Origin of the sequence: Rhodococcus sp. 15-649-2-2 (assembly GCF_002258645.1) — a bacterium.
Lineage (GTDB): Bacteria > Actinomycetota > Actinomycetes > Mycobacteriales > Mycobacteriaceae > Rhodococcoides.
In genome coordinates this window covers 20,507-37,036 of sequence record NZ_NPFM01000022.1, presented here as the reverse complement: position 1 = coordinate 37,036, position 16,530 = coordinate 20,507, and the positions used below count along the sequence as shown (strand labels likewise).

The window sequence follows — 16,530 nt, the reverse complement described above, 5'->3', positions numbered from 1 at the left end:
CGCATGTGAGCGGAACCTCGTAGCCCACTACGAGTTTCCGCGCACATGCCGCAGGCACTACCCCTCGAGCTTGTAACCCAACCCGCGCACGGTCACGAGGTGTTCCGGCTTGGCCGGGTCCGCCTCGATCTTGGAGCGCAATCGCTTCACGTGCACGTCCAGTGTCTTGGTGTCGCCCACGTAGTCGGCTCCCCACACCCGGTCGATCAACTGTCCGCGGGTGAGCACTCGACCGGAATTGCGCAGCAGGTACTCGAGCAGGTCGAATTCCTTGAGCGGCAACGTGATCTGCTCGGATCCCACCATCACCACATGGCGTTCGACGTCCATGCGCACCGGGCCGGCCTCGAGCACTCCGGTGTCGACTCCGCCGTCGACCTCGGCGTCGGAGCCCCGACGCAGTACCGCGCGGATGCGGGCGATGAGCTCGCGTGCCGAATAGGGCTTGGTGACGTAGTCGTCTGCTCCCAGTTCGAGGCCGACCACCTTGTCGATCTCGCTGTCGCGTGCGGTCACCATGATGACGGGAACACCTGAGCGCGAACGCAATTGCTTGCACACGTCGGTGCCGCTCATCCCGGGGAGCATGAGATCGAGCAGCACGATGTCCGCTCCGGCGCGATCGAACTCGGCCAGAGCCGACGGTCCGTCGCCCACGACGGTGGCCTCGAACCCTTCTTTGCGGAGCAGGAAGGCCAGTGGATCGGCCAACGACTCTTCGTCTTCCACGATCAGGACGTTGGTCACTGATTCTCTCTTTCTGTAACCGCAGCGTCGTCTTCTTCTTCGAAGTACGCGGGGATCTGGAGGGTGAAGGTGGATCCGGTGCCCAGCTTGCTCCACAACGAGATGCTGCCGTTGTGGTTGGCTGCGACGTGTTTGGCGATGGCCAGGCCGAGGCCTGTGCCGCCGGTGGCCCGCGACCGAGCTTTGTCGACGCGGAAGAATCGTTCGAAGACGCGTTCCTGGTCGCCTTTGGCGATGCCGATGCCTCGGTCGGTGACCGCGAATGCGACCTGCGAGCCGCGTAGTGCCCGGCTGACCGAGACGGGCGATCCGTTGGACGAGTACGCGATCGCGTTCTGGATGAGGTTGGCGAGCGCCGTCACCAGTAGAGCTTGGTCGCCGAGTACTTCGAGTCCGCTCGGGTGATCGGTGGTGACGGAAATGCCGGCGTTCTCGGCGGCGAGCTTGGAGCGGTCCATCGCCTCGTTGACGACGGTGTCGACGTCGACGACCTCGAGGTCGGGTAGCTTCTCGGCCCCTTGCAATCGCGAGAGCGCGATCAGCTCGGTCACCATGTTGCCCAGACGTTTGGATTCGGCGACGACCTTGCCGCCGAAATGCCGAACGGAATCCGGATCGTCCGCGGACTCGAGCAGCGCCTCGGCCAGCAGGCTCATCGCACCGACGGGTGTCTTGAGTTCGTGACTGACGTTGGCCACGAAGTCGCGACGCGTCGCTTCCATCCGCACCTGCTCGGAATCGTCGTCGGCGAAGAGCACGACGAAGCGCTTGTCTTCCTTGCTGAGCAGGCGCGCGACGCATCGGACGGCGATCTTGTCGCGGCCCGGTCGCGGAGCCTTGGAGCTGAGATCGACTTCGACGGGATGGCCGTCGGACAGTACTTTCGTCGCCGCAGCCCAGGCGCGCTCGTCGATCGAACGGTTACGCACCAAACCGAGCTCCTCGGCCCGTGGATTCGACAGCACGACGTCGTGAAACTGATCGACGACGGCGATGCCGCTCTCCGACGCGAGCACGATCAGGTCCAGTACCTGCGACATCGTCAGGCCGGACGTGGCGCGGCGACGCTCCGAGTGTCGAGTGTTGAGGTACGGGATGAGAACACCGCCGACGAGGTATCCCACGAAGGCCGCGGCAATTGCCAGTAGTACGGCCGATGCAACACTCACACCGGAATCGTACGTTCGATGGACAGCTCACATACGCAGGGTGCAGGCATTTCCCTGGTCGTCATAGTCCTCGTCGGCAGTGTTCTTCGTTCGTTCACCTGCAGTTTCGACAAACTGCCGGTTTGTGCGCGATGGAGTTACTTACCGCCCTGATTTGCCACGGCGGCGGCACCCGCGGCCGCTGCTTCCGGATCGAGGTAGGTGCCGCCGGGGTTGGTGGGCTTCAATTTGCCGTCGACCTCGGTGAGGTCGTACTGCAACGGGATACCGGTGGGAATGTTCAGTTCGGCGATATCCGCGTCGGAGATCTCGTCGAGGTACTTCACGAGCGCACGCAGCGAGTTGCCGTGCGCGGCGACGAGCACGGTCTTGCCTGCCTTCAGGTCGGCGACGATGGTCTCCTCGAAGTACGGGATCAGCCGCTCGACCACATCTGCGAGGCATTCGGTCAGCGGAACGCTGTCCAGATCGGCGTAGCGGGGATCGGCATCCTGGCTGAACTCGCTGCCGACCTCGATGGCGGGCGGCGGGGTGTCGTAGCTACGACGCCACAGCATGAACTGCTCGTTGCCGTACTTGTCCTTGGTCTCGGCCTTGTTCAAGCCCTGCAGCGCGCCGTAGTGCCGCTCGTTCAGTCGCCAGTCGCGAACGACAGGAATCCAGTGGCGGTCGGCCGCGTCGAGCGCGAGGTTGGCGGTGCTGATCGCGCGACGCAGCAGCGAGGTGTAGAGCAGGTCGGGCAGCACTCCGGCCTCGGCAAGGAGCTGACCGGCACGCTTGCCCTCGGCCTCACCCTTCTCGGTCAGTCGCACGTCGACCCAACCGGTGAACTGATTGGACGCGTTCCATTCGCTCTCGCCGTGACGGAGCAGAATCAGGGTTCCGATACTCATGTGGTCAGTTTCTCATGCGGGACGCTGGGGAGTGGAGCCTGCGGAACGACCTAGCGCTGGGGGTCGTGGCCCGCGTGCGACGAGCACGCCGACGACGACGATCATGACCGCGGCGGTGAGGGTGATCGGGATGGGAATGATCGGGTCGAACAACACGAGTAGGGCGCCCACCGGAACCGCGATGTTGACGACGCGATCCGCGTTGGAACGAATCGCGATCAGCCACACTCCGAGGACGAATATCGCAATCGGCACCGTGACGGTGAACGACGCGGCGACGTCGCCGAGCTTGCTGTGTTCGGTGAGCACGTCGATCTCGACCTCGATGCCGGCCGAGAACGCGCCGGCGGCCGCAAAGATGAAGTAGTGCGCGTAGCCGTAGATCAGCGAGTTGCCGAACTTTCCGATTGCCCGGTGATGCGGCGGCCAGAAGTAGATCCACCACAGACTCGCGGTGACGACGAGTGTGAGGACGGAAATGGAGATCAACGGTGCCAGGGCAGTCTCGTCGTGCAGCGCCTCGATGATGGCGTTGGCCGATGCGAGCAGACTTTCGCCGAGCAGTATCAGCGTGAACAGCCCGTAGCGCTCGGTGATGTGATGCGGATGCCACGGCGTCGAGCCGCTGCGTTCGGCGATCACCGGAACCGACATCTCGGCAGCCGCCAGCACGAAGAACATGATGACAGCGGCCGTACCGTCGAGCAGCACCATCCAGAGAATCCACAGAACCTGCACTCCCGCAATGCCTATCGCGTACGACAGTGCGGTCTTCTTGTACTCACTCGACCGAGATGCTCGAACCCACTGGGTCACCATCGCCACGCGCATCACGACGTAGCCGAGTACCACGATCGCGAAATTCTTGTCCACGAACGCCGATTCGATCCCCGCGGCGAGCACCAGTACGCCGGCCATCTGCACGACGGTCAACGCGCGATACAGCCAGTCGTCGGTGTCGAACGACGTGGCGAACCAGGTGAAGTTCATCCATGCCCACCAGATCGCGAAGAACACGAGCGCATAGCTCAGAAGACCGTCGGCAAGGTGGTTCTCGGTGAGTGCATGGTGGAGCTGCACTGCCGCGATACTCACGGCCACCACGAACACGAGGTCGAAGAACAATTCGAGCGGACTCGCGGCCCGGTGCGGCTCCTGGGGATCACGCGGTCGCATCGGCACCAGACGTGCAGTGGAGAGATTCACGCTCGCAGACTAAGTCATCCCATTCGCGAACGTTGTCTCGATTGTGTTGCTGTGGTTGCCTTTACGGACATTTCGGGCATGTTCAACGGTACGGCGCGACTATTTGCGAGACCTCACACCCTTTTTGCCGACCGCGCGCCGGGATTCAGGGCACAGCCGGGGTGCGAGGTCGAGAGAAAGGGTGTGAGGTTGCGGACCTACTCCCCCAGACCCGCTCCGATACCGCCGATCCGAGCTCCCACACTCTGATCGACCGCTTCGGTGTCGACGAAATAGCGACGAAACACCGAGCGCATCACTTCGATGACCTCGATGTGCTGCCTGATCACAGCAGCCGCCGACCCTTGTTCGCCATCGGCCAGTCGCTTGAACTTCGCACCCAACAATCGAGCCGACGGAAGGGTGCCATATGCGTCCAGATCGACAAGAAATTTCGTTTTTCCCAGCATTCCTGCCAGGTGGTCGATGTAGTCCGCGCAGACCTGGTCGCACCGAGATGCAACGCCCGCAGGAATTTCCATCAACCCTGCCTCAGCGCGCTCCGAGAGGTCCCGCCAATACTGCATCGACTCGAACAGATTGCCGTTTCCAGAAGCCATCGAACCGCAGCCTTTCTGTCTACCGTGCCCGCGTAGGCAGGCTGGTCTGCAACGATTTCGTGACCCGACCGATTTCCGAACACGGATCACCCATCGGCTCGCGCCCAGCCCTTCCGTCGAGAATGAAGTACACGATTCCCCCGGTAACTTCGTAAGCGATGCCGCAACTGACCTCGTCGTACTTCGCGGTACGTCGAAATTGCACGAAACCGTCTTCGTCAGCACCAGTGAAGCTGCCGAACTGGTCGTTCGCTTCTACATACCCGAGGTTGTGAGCCGAGGAAAACACGCCCAGGAAGTACCACGACCCAGGATCAGGGTCCGTCCAGATACACGTCTTCCAGTCGTTGGACAGCGGCGCATCCCCGAACAGGTTCGTGCTCTTGCTCCCCACATCCAATCCCGCGGCCACGATGGCACTGTTCGGGATGGTGCATGGATCCCACGGCTCACTCGACACAGGCGCAGCAACCACCGACGTCGGCGAATCCGCCACCGGCGCTCCCGACGTCGAATTGCCACATCCGGCGACCAGAACCATCACCCCGACCACGCCTGTCACCCACCACCGCATCACGCCGCCACTCCCCTCGTCGAACCCACCTCACCCCTTGGACGCGGCGAACGTCGGCTCGGTTCCACGACGACCTCACACCCCTACTGACGACTGCGGTCGTCAAAAGAGGTGTGAGGTCACTACCGAGACAAGAATCAGGCGCAGTTCGACGGTGCCGGCTCACCTCGGAATCGTGCGTCCACGTAGGCGTAGGCCTCGGGCAGTCCGACGAGCGATCCGCTGAAATGCTCCGCGAACGGGTACGCCCGGAACTGAACGGTCGCACCGGCTGCGCAGTAGCGATCGACGGTTTCTTTCACCGGCGCGAACGGGGTGATGAAGTCGTTGATTCCCTGCCACATGTACACCGGTGCCGTCGGAACGCCTTCGTAGTCGACCAGACTGTTCTTCTTCAACACCGCCTGCGCGGACGGCAGCGATGCGATGTCGACGTTCGACAGATCCCGCGCGCTCTTGAACGCTCCGCCGATGATGATCGGACGCCTGCACTGGTTACTCACCTGATCTCGCAACGCCAGGCCTGCCGCATTCAGGTTCTCCGAGACGGGGAACTCGGTCGGGTATTCACGTTCGAGTCCGAGCGATGCGGCCAGCGCCATTCCGAACGCGGGGTGCGGAATCGGGCTGTAACCCAGGTTCTTTGCGATCAGTTCGAGGTCGGCAGGAATACCGCCCTGCACGGTGGCGACGATGTTCAGCTCGGGGGCGTAGGTGGGTGCCATGGCACCGGCCCACGATGTTGCCAGCGCACCGCCGGAGTAGCCCAGCAGAGCGACCGGACTCTCCTTCAACGGCAGCTGCTCGAAGTTCTGCACGGCGCGAACCCCGTCCAGCGTCAAACGGCCTTCGTATTCGGCAGCGCCGTAAGCACCGTTCGGTCCGAGGTAATCCGGCACCGCAACCGCCCAACCGCGGGCGACCATCCCGAGGTACAGGCTCGGAGCTTCACCGATCTCGTACGTGAAAAGACCATGCGACGGTGCACATTTCACACCCAGAGCATTGATCACTGCCTGATACGACACGAGCGGCGTGCCCGCACCTCTACCTCGGGGCATCAGCACGGTGGTCACCGCGGCGACGGGAGCACCTGCGGAGTTGGTCGACCGGTACTTGAGTTGCCAGATATCGGTGTTGGGATACATCCATGCGTCGGCCCGACGGCTGGCGAGGATGTCACCCGGCGCGTGATCGGCTATGTCCGCCGGTGCCGCGTAGAAGACGTCCGGATCGGGGATCGTCGGCGCAGGAGCCGCCGAAGCTGTTGTCCCCGTGGCGAACAAGGAAGCGCAGAGTGCCACCAGAATGGACCCCAGGGCAAAGAATTTTCGGATCACGGTGAGCCTTTCGGAGTAAGCAAATCGAAGTGTCACGGCACTGTTTTCATGGGCACTATGGGTAGAGAGAACTGGTTGATCGGATCCGTCGAGGAGAAGGTGACGTCCGCCGGGCCGGGTCCACCGGCGAAGGACGGGTCGGAAGCGGTGATGTCGACTCCGATGCGGTGGCCGCGGTCGAATCGATGGACGATGCTGGGCAGCGAGATCGTCACCGGGTCGGAGGATTCGGTGAGGACGGCGGGTGCGACGAGCCCGTGAATCGGACTCCGCACACCGTTCGGTGCGACGTCGAGCACGGTGACGAAGACCGTCGCAGGCCCGGACACCGTGGGACTGATGGACAGCTCCGGTGGCCCGACGACGTCGACCGGTTCGGCCAGCGGCGCGGTTGTCCAGGTCACGGCCGAACCGGGTAGCGAGACCCGAGGCACTGGAACCTCCGCGGCGATGTTCGGAAGCCCCAGCGTGGTGGGCATCGGCGATCCCGCATCCCGAATCGTCTGTGTCCATGCATTGTTCGAGGCAACATTCTCGGACAGCGTGCCGTCTACCACGTCGAATGTGCGCCTGGTGCCGACAGGAAATGTGTCCGATTCCTCGTAGGCCGGCGACGCGACGCCGGTGTAGGGCACCCAATCTCGGAAGTAGGCGAATGCCGGCCCTGGGTCGACGTCACGATCCTTGAGGTGTCGGTCGAGCCAATTGCCCACCAGCGCCGCTTCGTGCTGATTGAACGGATCGGGGGCCTTGATGTCGAACTCCCCCGGATAGCCCTTCCGATCGTTGTGTCCCCACGAGTGCCAGACCATGGACGTTTCCACTCCGCGCGCCCGCAGAGTCTCGAACGTGGCTGCTGCCTCGTCGAGGCTGAACAGTGAATCCTTCTGGCCTTGCGTGAGCAGAACCGGGACATCGACTCGATCGAGATAGTCCACGGGTGAGACGTGACGCATCGCCGCCAGAGTTCCCGGGTCCGGTTCGCGATTGGCAGCGAAGGCGGACGCGGCGTCGCACACCCATTGGGCATAGTTCGGGCATCCCTGTGCCCGCGCCGGATCGGCTGCGTACCCTCCGGGACCGGTCAGGACGGCACCGGCCGCCAGAAAAGCCGAACCGAACACGCTCTTGACGGGGCCGACCGACCTGCGTCCGGCTCCGTCCGGTGCCAGCGAGCGAGCCAGATCGTTCCACGTGATCATCGACGCGACGGTATCCAGTCGCGAATCCACCGATGCTGCCGCCAATCCCGTTGCACCGGCATAGGAACCACCGAGATAGCCGACGCGGGGATCCTGCGGAGCATCGAGGCGAACGACGTCCAGAACGGGAGCTTCGACAGAGAGAGCGGCGTCGGTGAACACGCCTTCGCTGTCGCCGGCAAGGTAGCCGATGAGGTCCGACGCCGCCATACCGTCGTAATCGGGATCGGCGAAATAGATCTTGCACGTCGAGCCACCGAAACCCAAGGCGGAGTAAGACAGAACTACGTAGCCGTGGGTCGCGAATCTCGCTGCGGCGCCCGCTTGATCGTCCTTGGATCCGCCGAAACCGTTGCTGGTCAGGATGGCCGGAGCCCGGTTGTCCGGTCCGAGACCAGTTGGAACATAGATGTCGCCCACGACAGTGCAGTGCTGATCCCGCTCAGGACCAACCGCGACGTCGAAATATCGGGTCTGCACCGAGAAGTCGCCGAACGATTGCGGGGCCAGCACCGGAAGGTCCGCTGCATGAGCGGGTGCCGTGGCCACGACCAGAGCGGTCGCGGTGACACCGACGACGGTCGAGAACAGCTTCATCGGACGCAGTTCGTCGGCGGTGCGACACCTCGAAACCTGTTGTCCAGGAATGTGAGCGCAGCGGGAAGACCCTCGAATGCCGCCTGAATGTGCTGCGGGGCATGAACGACGTCGAACTGCAGAGTCGCCCCGTTCGCGCAGTACCGTGCGGCAGTGTCGCGCAGAGCACCGATGGGGATCAAGGGGTCGTTGTCGCTTCCCCACAGCAGCGTGGGTGCCGTGGGAACTCCCGCATACTTCACCAAACTGTTTTCGTCGATGATCTGCTGCGCCTCCGGACTGTCCACCAAGGACGTAGTGGTCGAGACCGCCAGTGCGCTCTTGAAGGCTCCGGTAGCAAGGATCACCGGTGTGCACGCATTCGAGACCTGATCCTTCAACGCCAGACCGGTGGGATTGAGCTGAGCCGTGATCGGTAGACGGTCGGGGTACTCGCGTTCGAGTCCGATGGCCGCGGCAAACGCGAGCCCGAATGCCTGATGCGGCTGGAAACCCAACGCGCGAGCGATGTTGTCCAGATCGGCCGGCACCCCTCCGGCTGCGGCACCGACGATGTTCAGCTCGGGTGCATAGCTCGGAGCGAGCGCGGCAGCCCACGCCGTCGCCATTCCACCACCCGAATACCCGGCCATTCCTACCGGACTGGCCGACAGTCCGAGCTCGGGAACCCGCTGCGCGGCGCGAATTCCGTCGAGTGTGATCTGACCGCCGAGCTTGGCTGCGCCATAAGCACTTTTGGGACCGAGGTGGTCCGGGACTGCGACCGACCAGCCACGCATCAGGGCCAGGTTGAGAAATTCACGCTCCTGAACACCGGTCGTCGGATCGGCCCCGAACAGCGATTCCGACGGCGCGCACTGCAACCCGAGCGCGTTGACGAACGGCTGATACGACAGCAGTGGCCCACCGGGTGCGCGGTTCGCCGGCGCGAGAACGGTTGTCACAGCAGCGATCGCGTCTCCTCGGGAGTCGGACGATCGATACTGGATCTGCCAGATGTCGGCACCCGGGTACAGAGGACTCGAGAACCGCCTGTTCGCCACGACGTCACCGTTGTTCTTACCGGTCAGGTCCGCCGCAGCCGCATAGAGCGTGCCGGGCACCGGTGTCGGATCGGTCGGCGCGGCCGACGCGTGTGGTGCAGTGACGAACAGCATCGACATCAGCCCGACGGCGGTCGTCAGGGTCAAGAGGGTGCGGCGCATGATGAAAGCTCTTCTCGATTTTCATTGGGCCCGGGCCATTCGTCGGACCGGGGAAGTCTCAGGTCGATTTTCGGATCGGCATTTGTCGTTCGGGGCCTGCCGGTCATGGTGACCGCTGGGGTGCCGTCAACGGCTCTCGCACGCATTCGGCGGCCGCTCGATCGCCTCGTGGCAGTGCCATCGCGACAGCGGTGGCCACGGCCATCGTCGCTGCCAGTCCGAACAGCACGTTCTGCTGCGAGGCCAGATGATCCGACGCCACCGGCAGCGCGGGAAGCATCGCGAAATACACGGCACCGGCGGCCGCGGTACCCACCGCCGACCCGACTTGTTGGACCGTCGGCAGGATCCCCGACGCGGAGCCGATGGCATCCGGGCTCACACCGGCGACGATGGTGCTCTGCAGCGGCGCGATCACCGATCCCAGGCCGACCCCGACCAGAACCAGTGGGATGGTCATCGGCCACGGAAAGCCGGGCCGATCGAAGTGATCCACGGCGGCACCGAGGACGAACAGCGCCGCTCCCATCGTGGCCGCACCTACCGCCACTACGCGAGAGTCCCAGCGGTGGAACGCTATCGGCGCGGCCAGCGACGCGACAACAGCCCCGATGGCGAAGGGGATCGTGATCACTCCCACCGTCGACGCGCTGTCGCCCAGTCCGGTCTGCAGCGTCACCGACATCGTCAGAACGAATGCAGTGAAGGTGCCGTACACCAGCGCCGAGACGACGCACCCACAGGTGAACCCACGCTCGACGAAAATGCGGGTATCGACCATGACGTGTGCACCCGCCGCGCTCCTGCGCCGTTCCCACATCGCGAAGACGGCCAACAGAACCAGGCCGATGCCGAATGCGGGTACTGCGGCCATCGGACTCGCGCTGGTCATGATGGGGTACACGATCGACACAGCACCGATCGACCACAGGGCAACCCCGATCGGATCGAACAGGCCACCCGACAGCACGTGCCCCGAGCCGGCGGAGACATACCGCCGGGCGAGGACGATTGCCGCCACCGAGATCGGAACGTTGATCAAAAATATTGCGCGCCAACCTGTTCCGAGGATATCGAGGTGAAGCAGGACCGCGCCGATGACCGGTCCGGCCAGACCTGCGAGCCCTGCCGTGCCGCCGTACAAGGCGAACGCAGTGGTGCGCCGCGCCCCGGAGTAGGTTGCGGTCACGATGGCCACGGTCTGAGCGGACATGGCGGCACCCGCAATTCCCTGCAGGACGCGACAGAGGATCAGTAGTTCGATGGTGGGCGCGTACGCACACAACACCGACGTCGACGCGAACATCGCAGTGCCGACGACGAACGTGTTTCTACGCCCGAATACCTCACCTGCTCTCGCCATCGTGAGGAGCGCGCACGCAAATGCCAGTAGATACGCCGCTGGTACCCAGACTTGCTGTGCACCTGTCCCGTCGAGGTCCAGGGCGATCGTGGGCAGCGCAACGGTCACGGCCGTGACGTCGATCATCTGCATCGTCACCGCCAGCAAACAGGCGCACAGCGTCATCCACGAGCCGCTGCGTCGGCGTGTCATACCCTGCTGACGTCCGGAAGCTCGTGCGCGAACGTACTCGCATCGGGGAGCTGCGGTACGTAGTCGCCCGATTCGACCACAGCAGTGAAGATCTCGGAGATCTTGGCGAAGTAGAGATCGATCGAGCGATCGGCCTCGTCCGTTCCCGGGTACAGAAATTCCACGCCGGTGTGATCTTCGAATCGGTTGACCCACATGAAGACTTCCTCCGAGCTTCCACGGTTGCCGTACAGCCCGGCCCCGGCCGCGTCGAGTTCGGCTTCACCGGGCAGCTTTCGGACGTCGACGTACGAGATCATCGGCGCGGTCCACCCCGGTTGTGTGGTGATTCCGTGTTCCGGGCCGACCAGTTCGAGGACTCGATGGTAGGACGTGTTCGCCAGCAGCTTCCCGGAATCGAATGCCTGCTGAGCAAGGACTGCCAAGGTGAGAAACGTCGGCTGCGTGCCCAACTCGAACTGCACGGGAACGAGGCTCGAGAACCAACCGATCGAGGCGAATTCGCCCGGCAGAGTTCGAGTGCTCTTGGGCGTCAGGCCCAGGTAGCTGCTTCGGCCGGCCAGTTCGTATTCCGCCAGGGCTGCCGCGGCGAAGATGCCTCCGATGAATTTTGCTCCCACTCCGGCACATGCGTCGTCGACGGCCTGCGCCTTCGCACCGTCGAACAGCGGAAACGAATTGTGCGACGTCCTCGTGTAGTCGATACTGTTGCGTCCCAGCGGAAGTGGGAATGTCGGAAGATCGCCGCCGTTGTCCGTGACCAGATCGATCCAGGTCCGGACGGCCGCGGACTCCAGAGTCGTGGTGTCGCTCTCGCTGCGCTCGCGCCGGCAGTACTCGATGTAGCTGCCCGGGGTGAACAGTCCATCGGACTCCCCCGTCACCGCGTTGCGATAGAGCTGTCGCAACTCGTAGTACGTCAGCGCCTGCGAAATGCCGTCGGTGTCGAGGTGATCGACCGCCGCGTACACCACAAAATGATCGTCGTGCTCGATCGTCCCGAAGGAGAAGCAGTTCCAACTCTCCGGCCCCGGGGTGGTGTCCTGCACGTGCGTGCGGATATCGGCGGCACTCGAGGGCACACCGTAGGCAGTCGGCTCGAGCACGATGTCGTCGACGTCGACGACGTGGCGCACCGATCCGACCGACGTGGTCTCGAACCAGCTCGAGAACGAATCATGCCGCTTGACAAACGTATTGAACGCTTGCCCCATTGCTGCGCTGTCCAACTTTCCTTCGATGCGGAACGTGACGAGGCACAGTCTGGAGAAGCGAAAGGACGATCCTCGGTTTCGGAACGCGGCCTCGAGGTACGCCTGCTGGATGTGGGACGGACGTGCCGGATGGACGGGTGCCGCTGCGGCAGCGTCCCGTGAGGCGTCGGTAGGCGACCACGTGGTGAGTGGTCCTGGAGCGGGCTTCCACTCGTCGATGAGTCCGAATGCAACCACGACACAACCTTTCGAAGGGGAGAGATACGACGCAGCACAGTGCGGTGCGTCGGAGGAGCCAGTGCACCATTCGAGCGAGACGGAGAACACCCCACGGCCCGGCATTTTGGAAAATCGACAACGATGCGCGAGATATCTGTGTCAGAACTGAAGGATCGTCAAGATTGTGGTGGGGGCCAGACATTCGATCTAACGTCGGACACTCATCGCGCTGACCGACAACCAGGCTCCGCGCTGCCCCCACGATGTCAGGAACGGTAGATGATCGACCGATACCGCCTGCGTGATGCGACCGTTTCGGCCCTGAGTGTGCTCGCGACCGTCCTTGTTCTCACGTCGGGCACAGCAGCAGTGGCATCTGCCGAGACAGCATCGTCGGTCGTCGGAGTAGAAGGCATCGGGGAACGCCGGGACGTCGTGCACGTGCATTCCGCGGCAATGGACCGCGACGTCGTCGTCGACATCTTTCGGGCGGAGACACCCGGTGCGCCCACCCTCTATCTGCTCAACGGTGCAGCCGGCGGAGACGGCGGCAGCAGCTGGTTCGATCAGACCGACATCGCCGGTTTCTTCGGTGACAAGAACGTCAACGTGGTGGTCCCACGGGGTGGCGCTGCAAGTTACTACACCGACTGGTTGCACGACGACCCGGTGCTGGGCCGCAACAAGTGGTCCACGTTTCTCGGTGTCGAACTGCCGCCGTTGATGAACTCACTGCTCGACAGCAACGGCGTCAATTCCGTCGCCGGTATCTCGATGGCCGGGACGTCGGTTCTGCAGCTGGCCATCGCCCATCCCTCCGTCTACCGATCCGTGGCCTCGTACAGCGGATGTGCCCGTACGAGCGACCCGGTGGGCGAGATGTACGTCCGATCCGTGGTCGAAGCGCGCGGCGGTGGATCCACCGCGAACATGTGGGGGCCTGCAGGCAGTGCCGACTGGATTGCCAACGACCCGTACGTCAACGCCGAAGGCCTGCGTGGTGTCGCGGTGTACATCTCGAGCGGAACGGGAGCGCCCGGCGCGTTCGATGTGCCCGGCGGACCCGGCATCGGTAGTGACTACGGCAAGCTCGCCCAGCAGCTTGCCGTCGGTGCCGTCATCGAGGCGACCACCGATTCGTGCTCGCACCAGATGCAGCAGCGCCTGCAGGAGTTGAACATCCCCGCCACCTACAACTTCCGACCCAACGGAACCCATTCGTGGGCCTATTGGCAACAAGACCTACACGACTCGTGGTCGGTGATCGCGCCGTCGATGGGACTGCCGACCACCTCCTGAGCCGTGACTTCCAGCGATGACGAAGGAAACTCGATGAGCCGAACCGACACCATGGGCACTCCTGCTATTGCCGCCACCTGGGCCCGTTCACCCTGGCCGCTCGCCGACATCATCGCGGCCAAACGCGGCCGAACGGTCTCGGTCGTCCTCCCTGCCCTCGACGAGGAAGACACCGTCGCGGACGTGATTGCCTCGATGACTCCCCATCTGGGAAGTCTCATCGACGAAGTGGTCGTGCTCGATTCGGGCTCGACCGACCGCACGGCTGTCCGGGCGCGCGCGGCCGGGGCCACGGTCGTCTCCAGGGAAGAGGTGCTCCCAGCCCTTCACGTCGCCGGCGGAAAGGGAGAAGTCCTGTGGCGAGGAGTAGCGGCCACCTCGGGTGACATCGTGGTGTTCGTCGACTCGGATCTGGTCGATCCGGGCTCGCACTTCGTGCCGTCGCTCGTCGGCCCGCTGCTCATGCACGAGGGTGTCGAACTGGTCAAAGGCTTCTACCGTCGCCCTCTGACGATCGGTGACAGCACCGACGAGGATGGTGGCGGACGCGTCACGCAGTTGACGGTGCGGCCCCTGCTGACCGCACTTCGTCCCGAACTGGCCGGCGTCTTCCAGCCGCTGGGCGGCGAGTACGCCGCCACTCGCCGATTGCTGGAAACTCTGCCCTTCGCCCCCGGTTACGGCGTCGAGATCGGACTGCTGCTCGACACGTATCACCGCTCGGGTGCGGGCACGATCGGGCAGATCGGACTCGGAACGCGCCGCCATCGAAATCGGCCGACCTCCGAGTTGGCCGTCATGAGTCGACAGATCATCGCCACGATGTTCTCGCGGCTCGGTCTCGGCGATTCCGGCGCCGGATTCACCACCTTTTCGACCACGGGACCTCAGGTCTCGATGAGTGTGGCACCGCTGTCCTCGGTCGACCGTCCCCCGCTGATCACCGTCGACGACTACCTACGTGCCAACCGGCGGCACTCGATGAGCGCGCCGGCCTGACCCGAATACAGACGCACCCTCCACCGTCGAACACGGTGGAGGGTGCGCTGGGTCGTGCAGAAGATCGAGCTACTTGCCTGCAGCTTCCGACGCCCGCAAGTCCTTACGGAGAATCTTGCCTGCCGCAGACTTCGGAACGGTGTCGATGAATTCGACGCGTCGAACCTTCTTGTGCGGGGAGACGCGCTCGGCGACGAACGCGATGATGCCGTCCTCATCGATCGTGGCACCCTGCTGGCGCACGACGAACGCCTTGGGGATTTCCTCGCCCTCGTCGTCGAGCACACCGATGACGGCAGCGTCGGCGATTTCCTCGTGCGTGAGCAGCAGGGCCTCGAGCTCGGCCGGCGGCACCTGGTAACCCTTGTACTTGATCAGTTCCTTGAGGCGGTCGACGATGTAGACGACGCCTTCGTGGTCCGCGACAGCGATGTCACCGGTGTGCAGGTAACCGTCGGAGTCGAGGGTCTCGGCGGTGGCGGAGGGGTTGTTCAGGTACCCGACCATCACGTTCGGTCCCTTGACCCACAGCTCGCCCGGCTGGCTCAATCCCTCTGTGGGAAGCTCGATTTCGTCGCCCGTGGCCGGGTCGACGAGCTTGTTCTCGGTGTTGGCCAGGGGCTGGCCCACCGAGCTCAGCGGCATGTCGTCGCGGTCGAACGGGATGGCGTGGCTGACTGGGCTGAGCTCACTCATGCCGTAGCCCTGGCGCACCCGCGTGTTCAAGCGCTTGGCGACGGCCTTGCCGAGCTCCTCGTCCAGCGGTGCGGCACCCGAGAAGATGGTGTGGACGCTGGAGAGGTCGTACTGGTCGATCATCGGGTGCTTGGCGAGCGCGACGGCCACCGGCGGTGCGATGAACAGGTACGTCAGCTTCTGATCCTGGATGATGCGCAGGAATTCGACGAGGTCGAACTTCGGCATCGTCACCAGGTGCGCGCGCAGCTTCAGCGCGATGTTGAGCAATACCGTCAGGCCGTAGATGTGGAAGAACGGCAGCAGCGCCAGGATCGCGTCGTCGCTGTCGATGCCCACCCGCGGTTCCATCTGTGCGACGTTCGCGACAAGATTGCGGTGCGTGAGGATGACGCCCTTCGGCACACCCGTCGTACCGGAGGAGTACGGCAGCACCGCAACATGCGTGGCCGGATCGAACGAGACCTCGGGGGCAGGCGCGCCCTGGGTCAGCAGATCGCGCAGATTCGGATGCCCCTCGGCACCGTCCAGCACGATGACGTGATCGGCATCGATGCCGACCTTGTCCGCGGCCGCCTTCGCCTGCGGGTACAGCGGCGAGACGGTGAACAGGAACTTCGCGCCGGATCCGGTGAGCTGCTTGGCGATGTCCTCGGCCGTGTACAGAGCGTTGATCGTCGTCGCCGTTCCGCCTGCGCGCAGGATGCCGTGCAGCACCGACGCGAACGCGGGGACGTTCGGCGAATGCAGTCCGACGACGTCACCGACCTCGAGCCCGCGCGCAGCGAGCGCACCTGCAATGGCGTCGACTTGGCCGATCAGGGTCTTGTAAGTGGTGACGTCACCCGACGTGCCGTCGATGAGAGCAGGCTTGTCCAGATCGGACTCGGCGATCGACCCGAACAGGAAGTCGTAGACGCTCAGATTCGGGATCTCGACGTCGGGAAAGGGACTGCGGAAGCTCATGGCTCTCCTTCGAAAAACTGCGGCAACAATGATCGAACCTTACAGTGAAA

The 16,530-nt window shown here is 63.8% G+C and carries 14 protein-coding genes; 2 read left to right on the top strand and 12 right to left on the bottom strand.

Annotation, left to right across the window (positions count from 1 at the left end; all coding sequences use genetic code 11):
• Nucleotides 1-57 precede the first annotated feature (57 nt).
• The 11 genes from CH305_RS14065 to CH305_RS14015 form a co-directional block, all read right to left on the bottom strand.
• The gene (locus CH305_RS14065) at nucleotides 58-747 is read right to left on the bottom strand and encodes a response regulator transcription factor (RefSeq protein ID WP_032380369.1); all 690 of its coding nucleotides are present in this window, start codon (nucleotides 745-747) and stop codon (nucleotides 58-60) included.
• Entirely contained in the window at nucleotides 744-1,916 is a 1,173-nt protein-coding gene (locus tag CH305_RS14060; protein ID WP_032401855.1) for a cell wall metabolism sensor histidine kinase WalK, read from the bottom strand. Before CH305_RS14060 ends, CH305_RS14065 begins: the two co-directional genes overlap by 4 nt.
• Nucleotides 1,917-2,053: 137 nt before the next feature.
• Complete coding sequence (locus CH305_RS14055) at nucleotides 2,054-2,809, bottom strand: phosphoglyceromutase (protein ID WP_032380367.1); 756 nt, start codon at nucleotides 2,807-2,809, stop codon at nucleotides 2,054-2,056.
• A 12-nt stretch (nucleotides 2,810-2,821) separates the two neighbouring features.
• A complete protein-coding gene (locus CH305_RS14050) occupies nucleotides 2,822-3,985 on the bottom strand; it encodes a low temperature requirement protein A (protein ID WP_094704156.1) in 1,164 nt (387 codons plus the stop codon).
• 227 nt (nucleotides 3,986-4,212) lie between these two features.
• Entirely contained in the window at nucleotides 4,213-4,614 is a 402-nt protein-coding gene (locus CH305_RS14045) for a hypothetical protein (RefSeq protein ID WP_094704019.1), read from the bottom strand.
• Between the two features lie 19 nt (nucleotides 4,615-4,633).
• Nucleotides 4,634-5,188 carry a DUF3558 domain-containing protein gene (locus CH305_RS14040; protein WP_094704018.1) on the bottom strand — a complete coding sequence of 185 codons (555 nt, stop codon included), beginning with the start codon at nucleotides 5,186-5,188 and terminating at the stop codon, nucleotides 4,634-4,636.
• A 137-nt stretch (nucleotides 5,189-5,325) separates the two neighbouring features.
• A complete protein-coding gene (locus CH305_RS14035; protein ID WP_080737165.1) occupies nucleotides 5,326-6,507 on the bottom strand; it encodes a lipase family protein in 1,182 nt (393 codons plus the stop codon).
• A 53-nt stretch (nucleotides 6,508-6,560) separates the two neighbouring features.
• On the bottom strand, nucleotides 6,561-8,327 hold the full coding sequence (locus tag CH305_RS14030; RefSeq protein WP_094704017.1) for a CocE/NonD family hydrolase: 1,767 nt from the start codon (nucleotides 8,325-8,327) through the stop codon (nucleotides 6,561-6,563).
• The gene (locus tag CH305_RS14025) at nucleotides 8,324-9,532 is read right to left on the bottom strand and encodes a lipase family protein (RefSeq protein ID WP_032380364.1); all 1,209 of its coding nucleotides are present in this window, start codon (nucleotides 9,530-9,532) and stop codon (nucleotides 8,324-8,326) included. Before CH305_RS14025 ends, CH305_RS14030 begins: the two co-directional genes overlap by 4 nt.
• Nucleotides 9,533-9,635: 103 nt before the next feature.
• Nucleotides 9,636-11,087 carry an MFS transporter gene (locus CH305_RS14020; protein WP_080734300.1) on the bottom strand — a complete coding sequence of 484 codons (1,452 nt, stop codon included), beginning with the start codon at nucleotides 11,085-11,087 and terminating at the stop codon, nucleotides 9,636-9,638.
• Nucleotides 11,084-12,538 (bottom strand): condensation domain-containing protein, encoded by a 1,455-nt coding sequence (locus tag CH305_RS14015; RefSeq protein WP_094704016.1) that lies wholly within the window; start codon nucleotides 12,536-12,538, stop codon nucleotides 11,084-11,086. Before CH305_RS14015 ends, CH305_RS14020 begins: the two co-directional genes overlap by 4 nt.
• A 261-nt stretch (nucleotides 12,539-12,799) precedes the next feature.
• Here CH305_RS14015 and CH305_RS14010 point away from each other — a divergent pair, with 261 nt between their 5' ends.
• Both CH305_RS14010 and CH305_RS14005 read left to right on the top strand, forming a co-directional pair.
• Nucleotides 12,800-13,819, top strand: coding sequence for an alpha/beta hydrolase family protein (locus CH305_RS14010; RefSeq protein WP_094704015.1), 1,020 nt, complete (start codon nucleotides 12,800-12,802; stop codon nucleotides 13,817-13,819).
• Nucleotides 13,820-13,852: 33 nt separating this feature from the next.
• Nucleotides 13,853-14,818: a glucosyl-3-phosphoglycerate synthase gene (locus tag CH305_RS14005; RefSeq protein ID WP_094704155.1), complete on the top strand. Its 966-nt coding sequence runs from the start codon at nucleotides 13,853-13,855 to the stop codon at nucleotides 14,816-14,818.
• A 69-nt stretch (nucleotides 14,819-14,887) separates the two neighbouring features.
• Here the strand turns inward: CH305_RS14005 and CH305_RS14000 are convergent, their stop codons facing one another.
• Complete coding sequence (locus CH305_RS14000) at nucleotides 14,888-16,480, bottom strand: 4-coumarate--CoA ligase family protein (RefSeq protein ID WP_094704014.1); 1,593 nt, start codon at nucleotides 16,478-16,480, stop codon at nucleotides 14,888-14,890.
• Nucleotides 16,481-16,530: the final 50 nt, after the last annotated feature.

Bases quoted from the DNA above. Each gene is read 5' to 3' on its own strand.
- CH305_RS14055 (WP_032380367.1), bottom strand. From the start codon at position 2,809: ATGAGTATCGGAACCCTGATTCTGCTCCGTCACGGCGAGAGCGAATGG.
- CH305_RS14050 (WP_094704156.1), bottom strand. From the start codon at position 3,985: ATGCGACCGCGTGATCCCCAGGAGCCGCACCGGGCCGCGAGTCCGCTC.
- CH305_RS14045 (WP_094704019.1), bottom strand. From the start codon at position 4,614: ATGGCTTCTGGAAACGGCAATCTGTTCGAGTCGATGCAGTATTGGCGG.
- CH305_RS14040 (WP_094704018.1), bottom strand. From the start codon at position 5,188: ATGCGGTGGTGGGTGACAGGCGTGGTCGGGGTGATGGTTCTGGTCGCC.
- CH305_RS14030 (WP_094704017.1), bottom strand. From the start codon at position 8,327: ATGAAGCTGTTCTCGACCGTCGTCGGTGTCACCGCGACCGCTCTGGTC.
- CH305_RS14025 (WP_032380364.1), bottom strand. From the start codon at position 9,532: ATGCGCCGCACCCTCTTGACCCTGACGACCGCCGTCGGGCTGATGTCG.
- CH305_RS14020 (WP_080734300.1), bottom strand. From the start codon at position 11,087: ATGACACGCCGACGCAGCGGCTCGTGGATGACGCTGTGCGCCTGTTTG.
- CH305_RS14010 (WP_094704015.1), top strand. From the start codon at position 12,800: ATGATCGACCGATACCGCCTGCGTGATGCGACCGTTTCGGCCCTGAGT.
- CH305_RS14005 (WP_094704155.1), top strand. From the start codon at position 13,853: ATGAGCCGAACCGACACCATGGGCACTCCTGCTATTGCCGCCACCTGG.
- CH305_RS14000 (WP_094704014.1), bottom strand. From the start codon at position 16,480: ATGAGCTTCCGCAGTCCCTTTCCCGACGTCGAGATCCCGAATCTGAGC.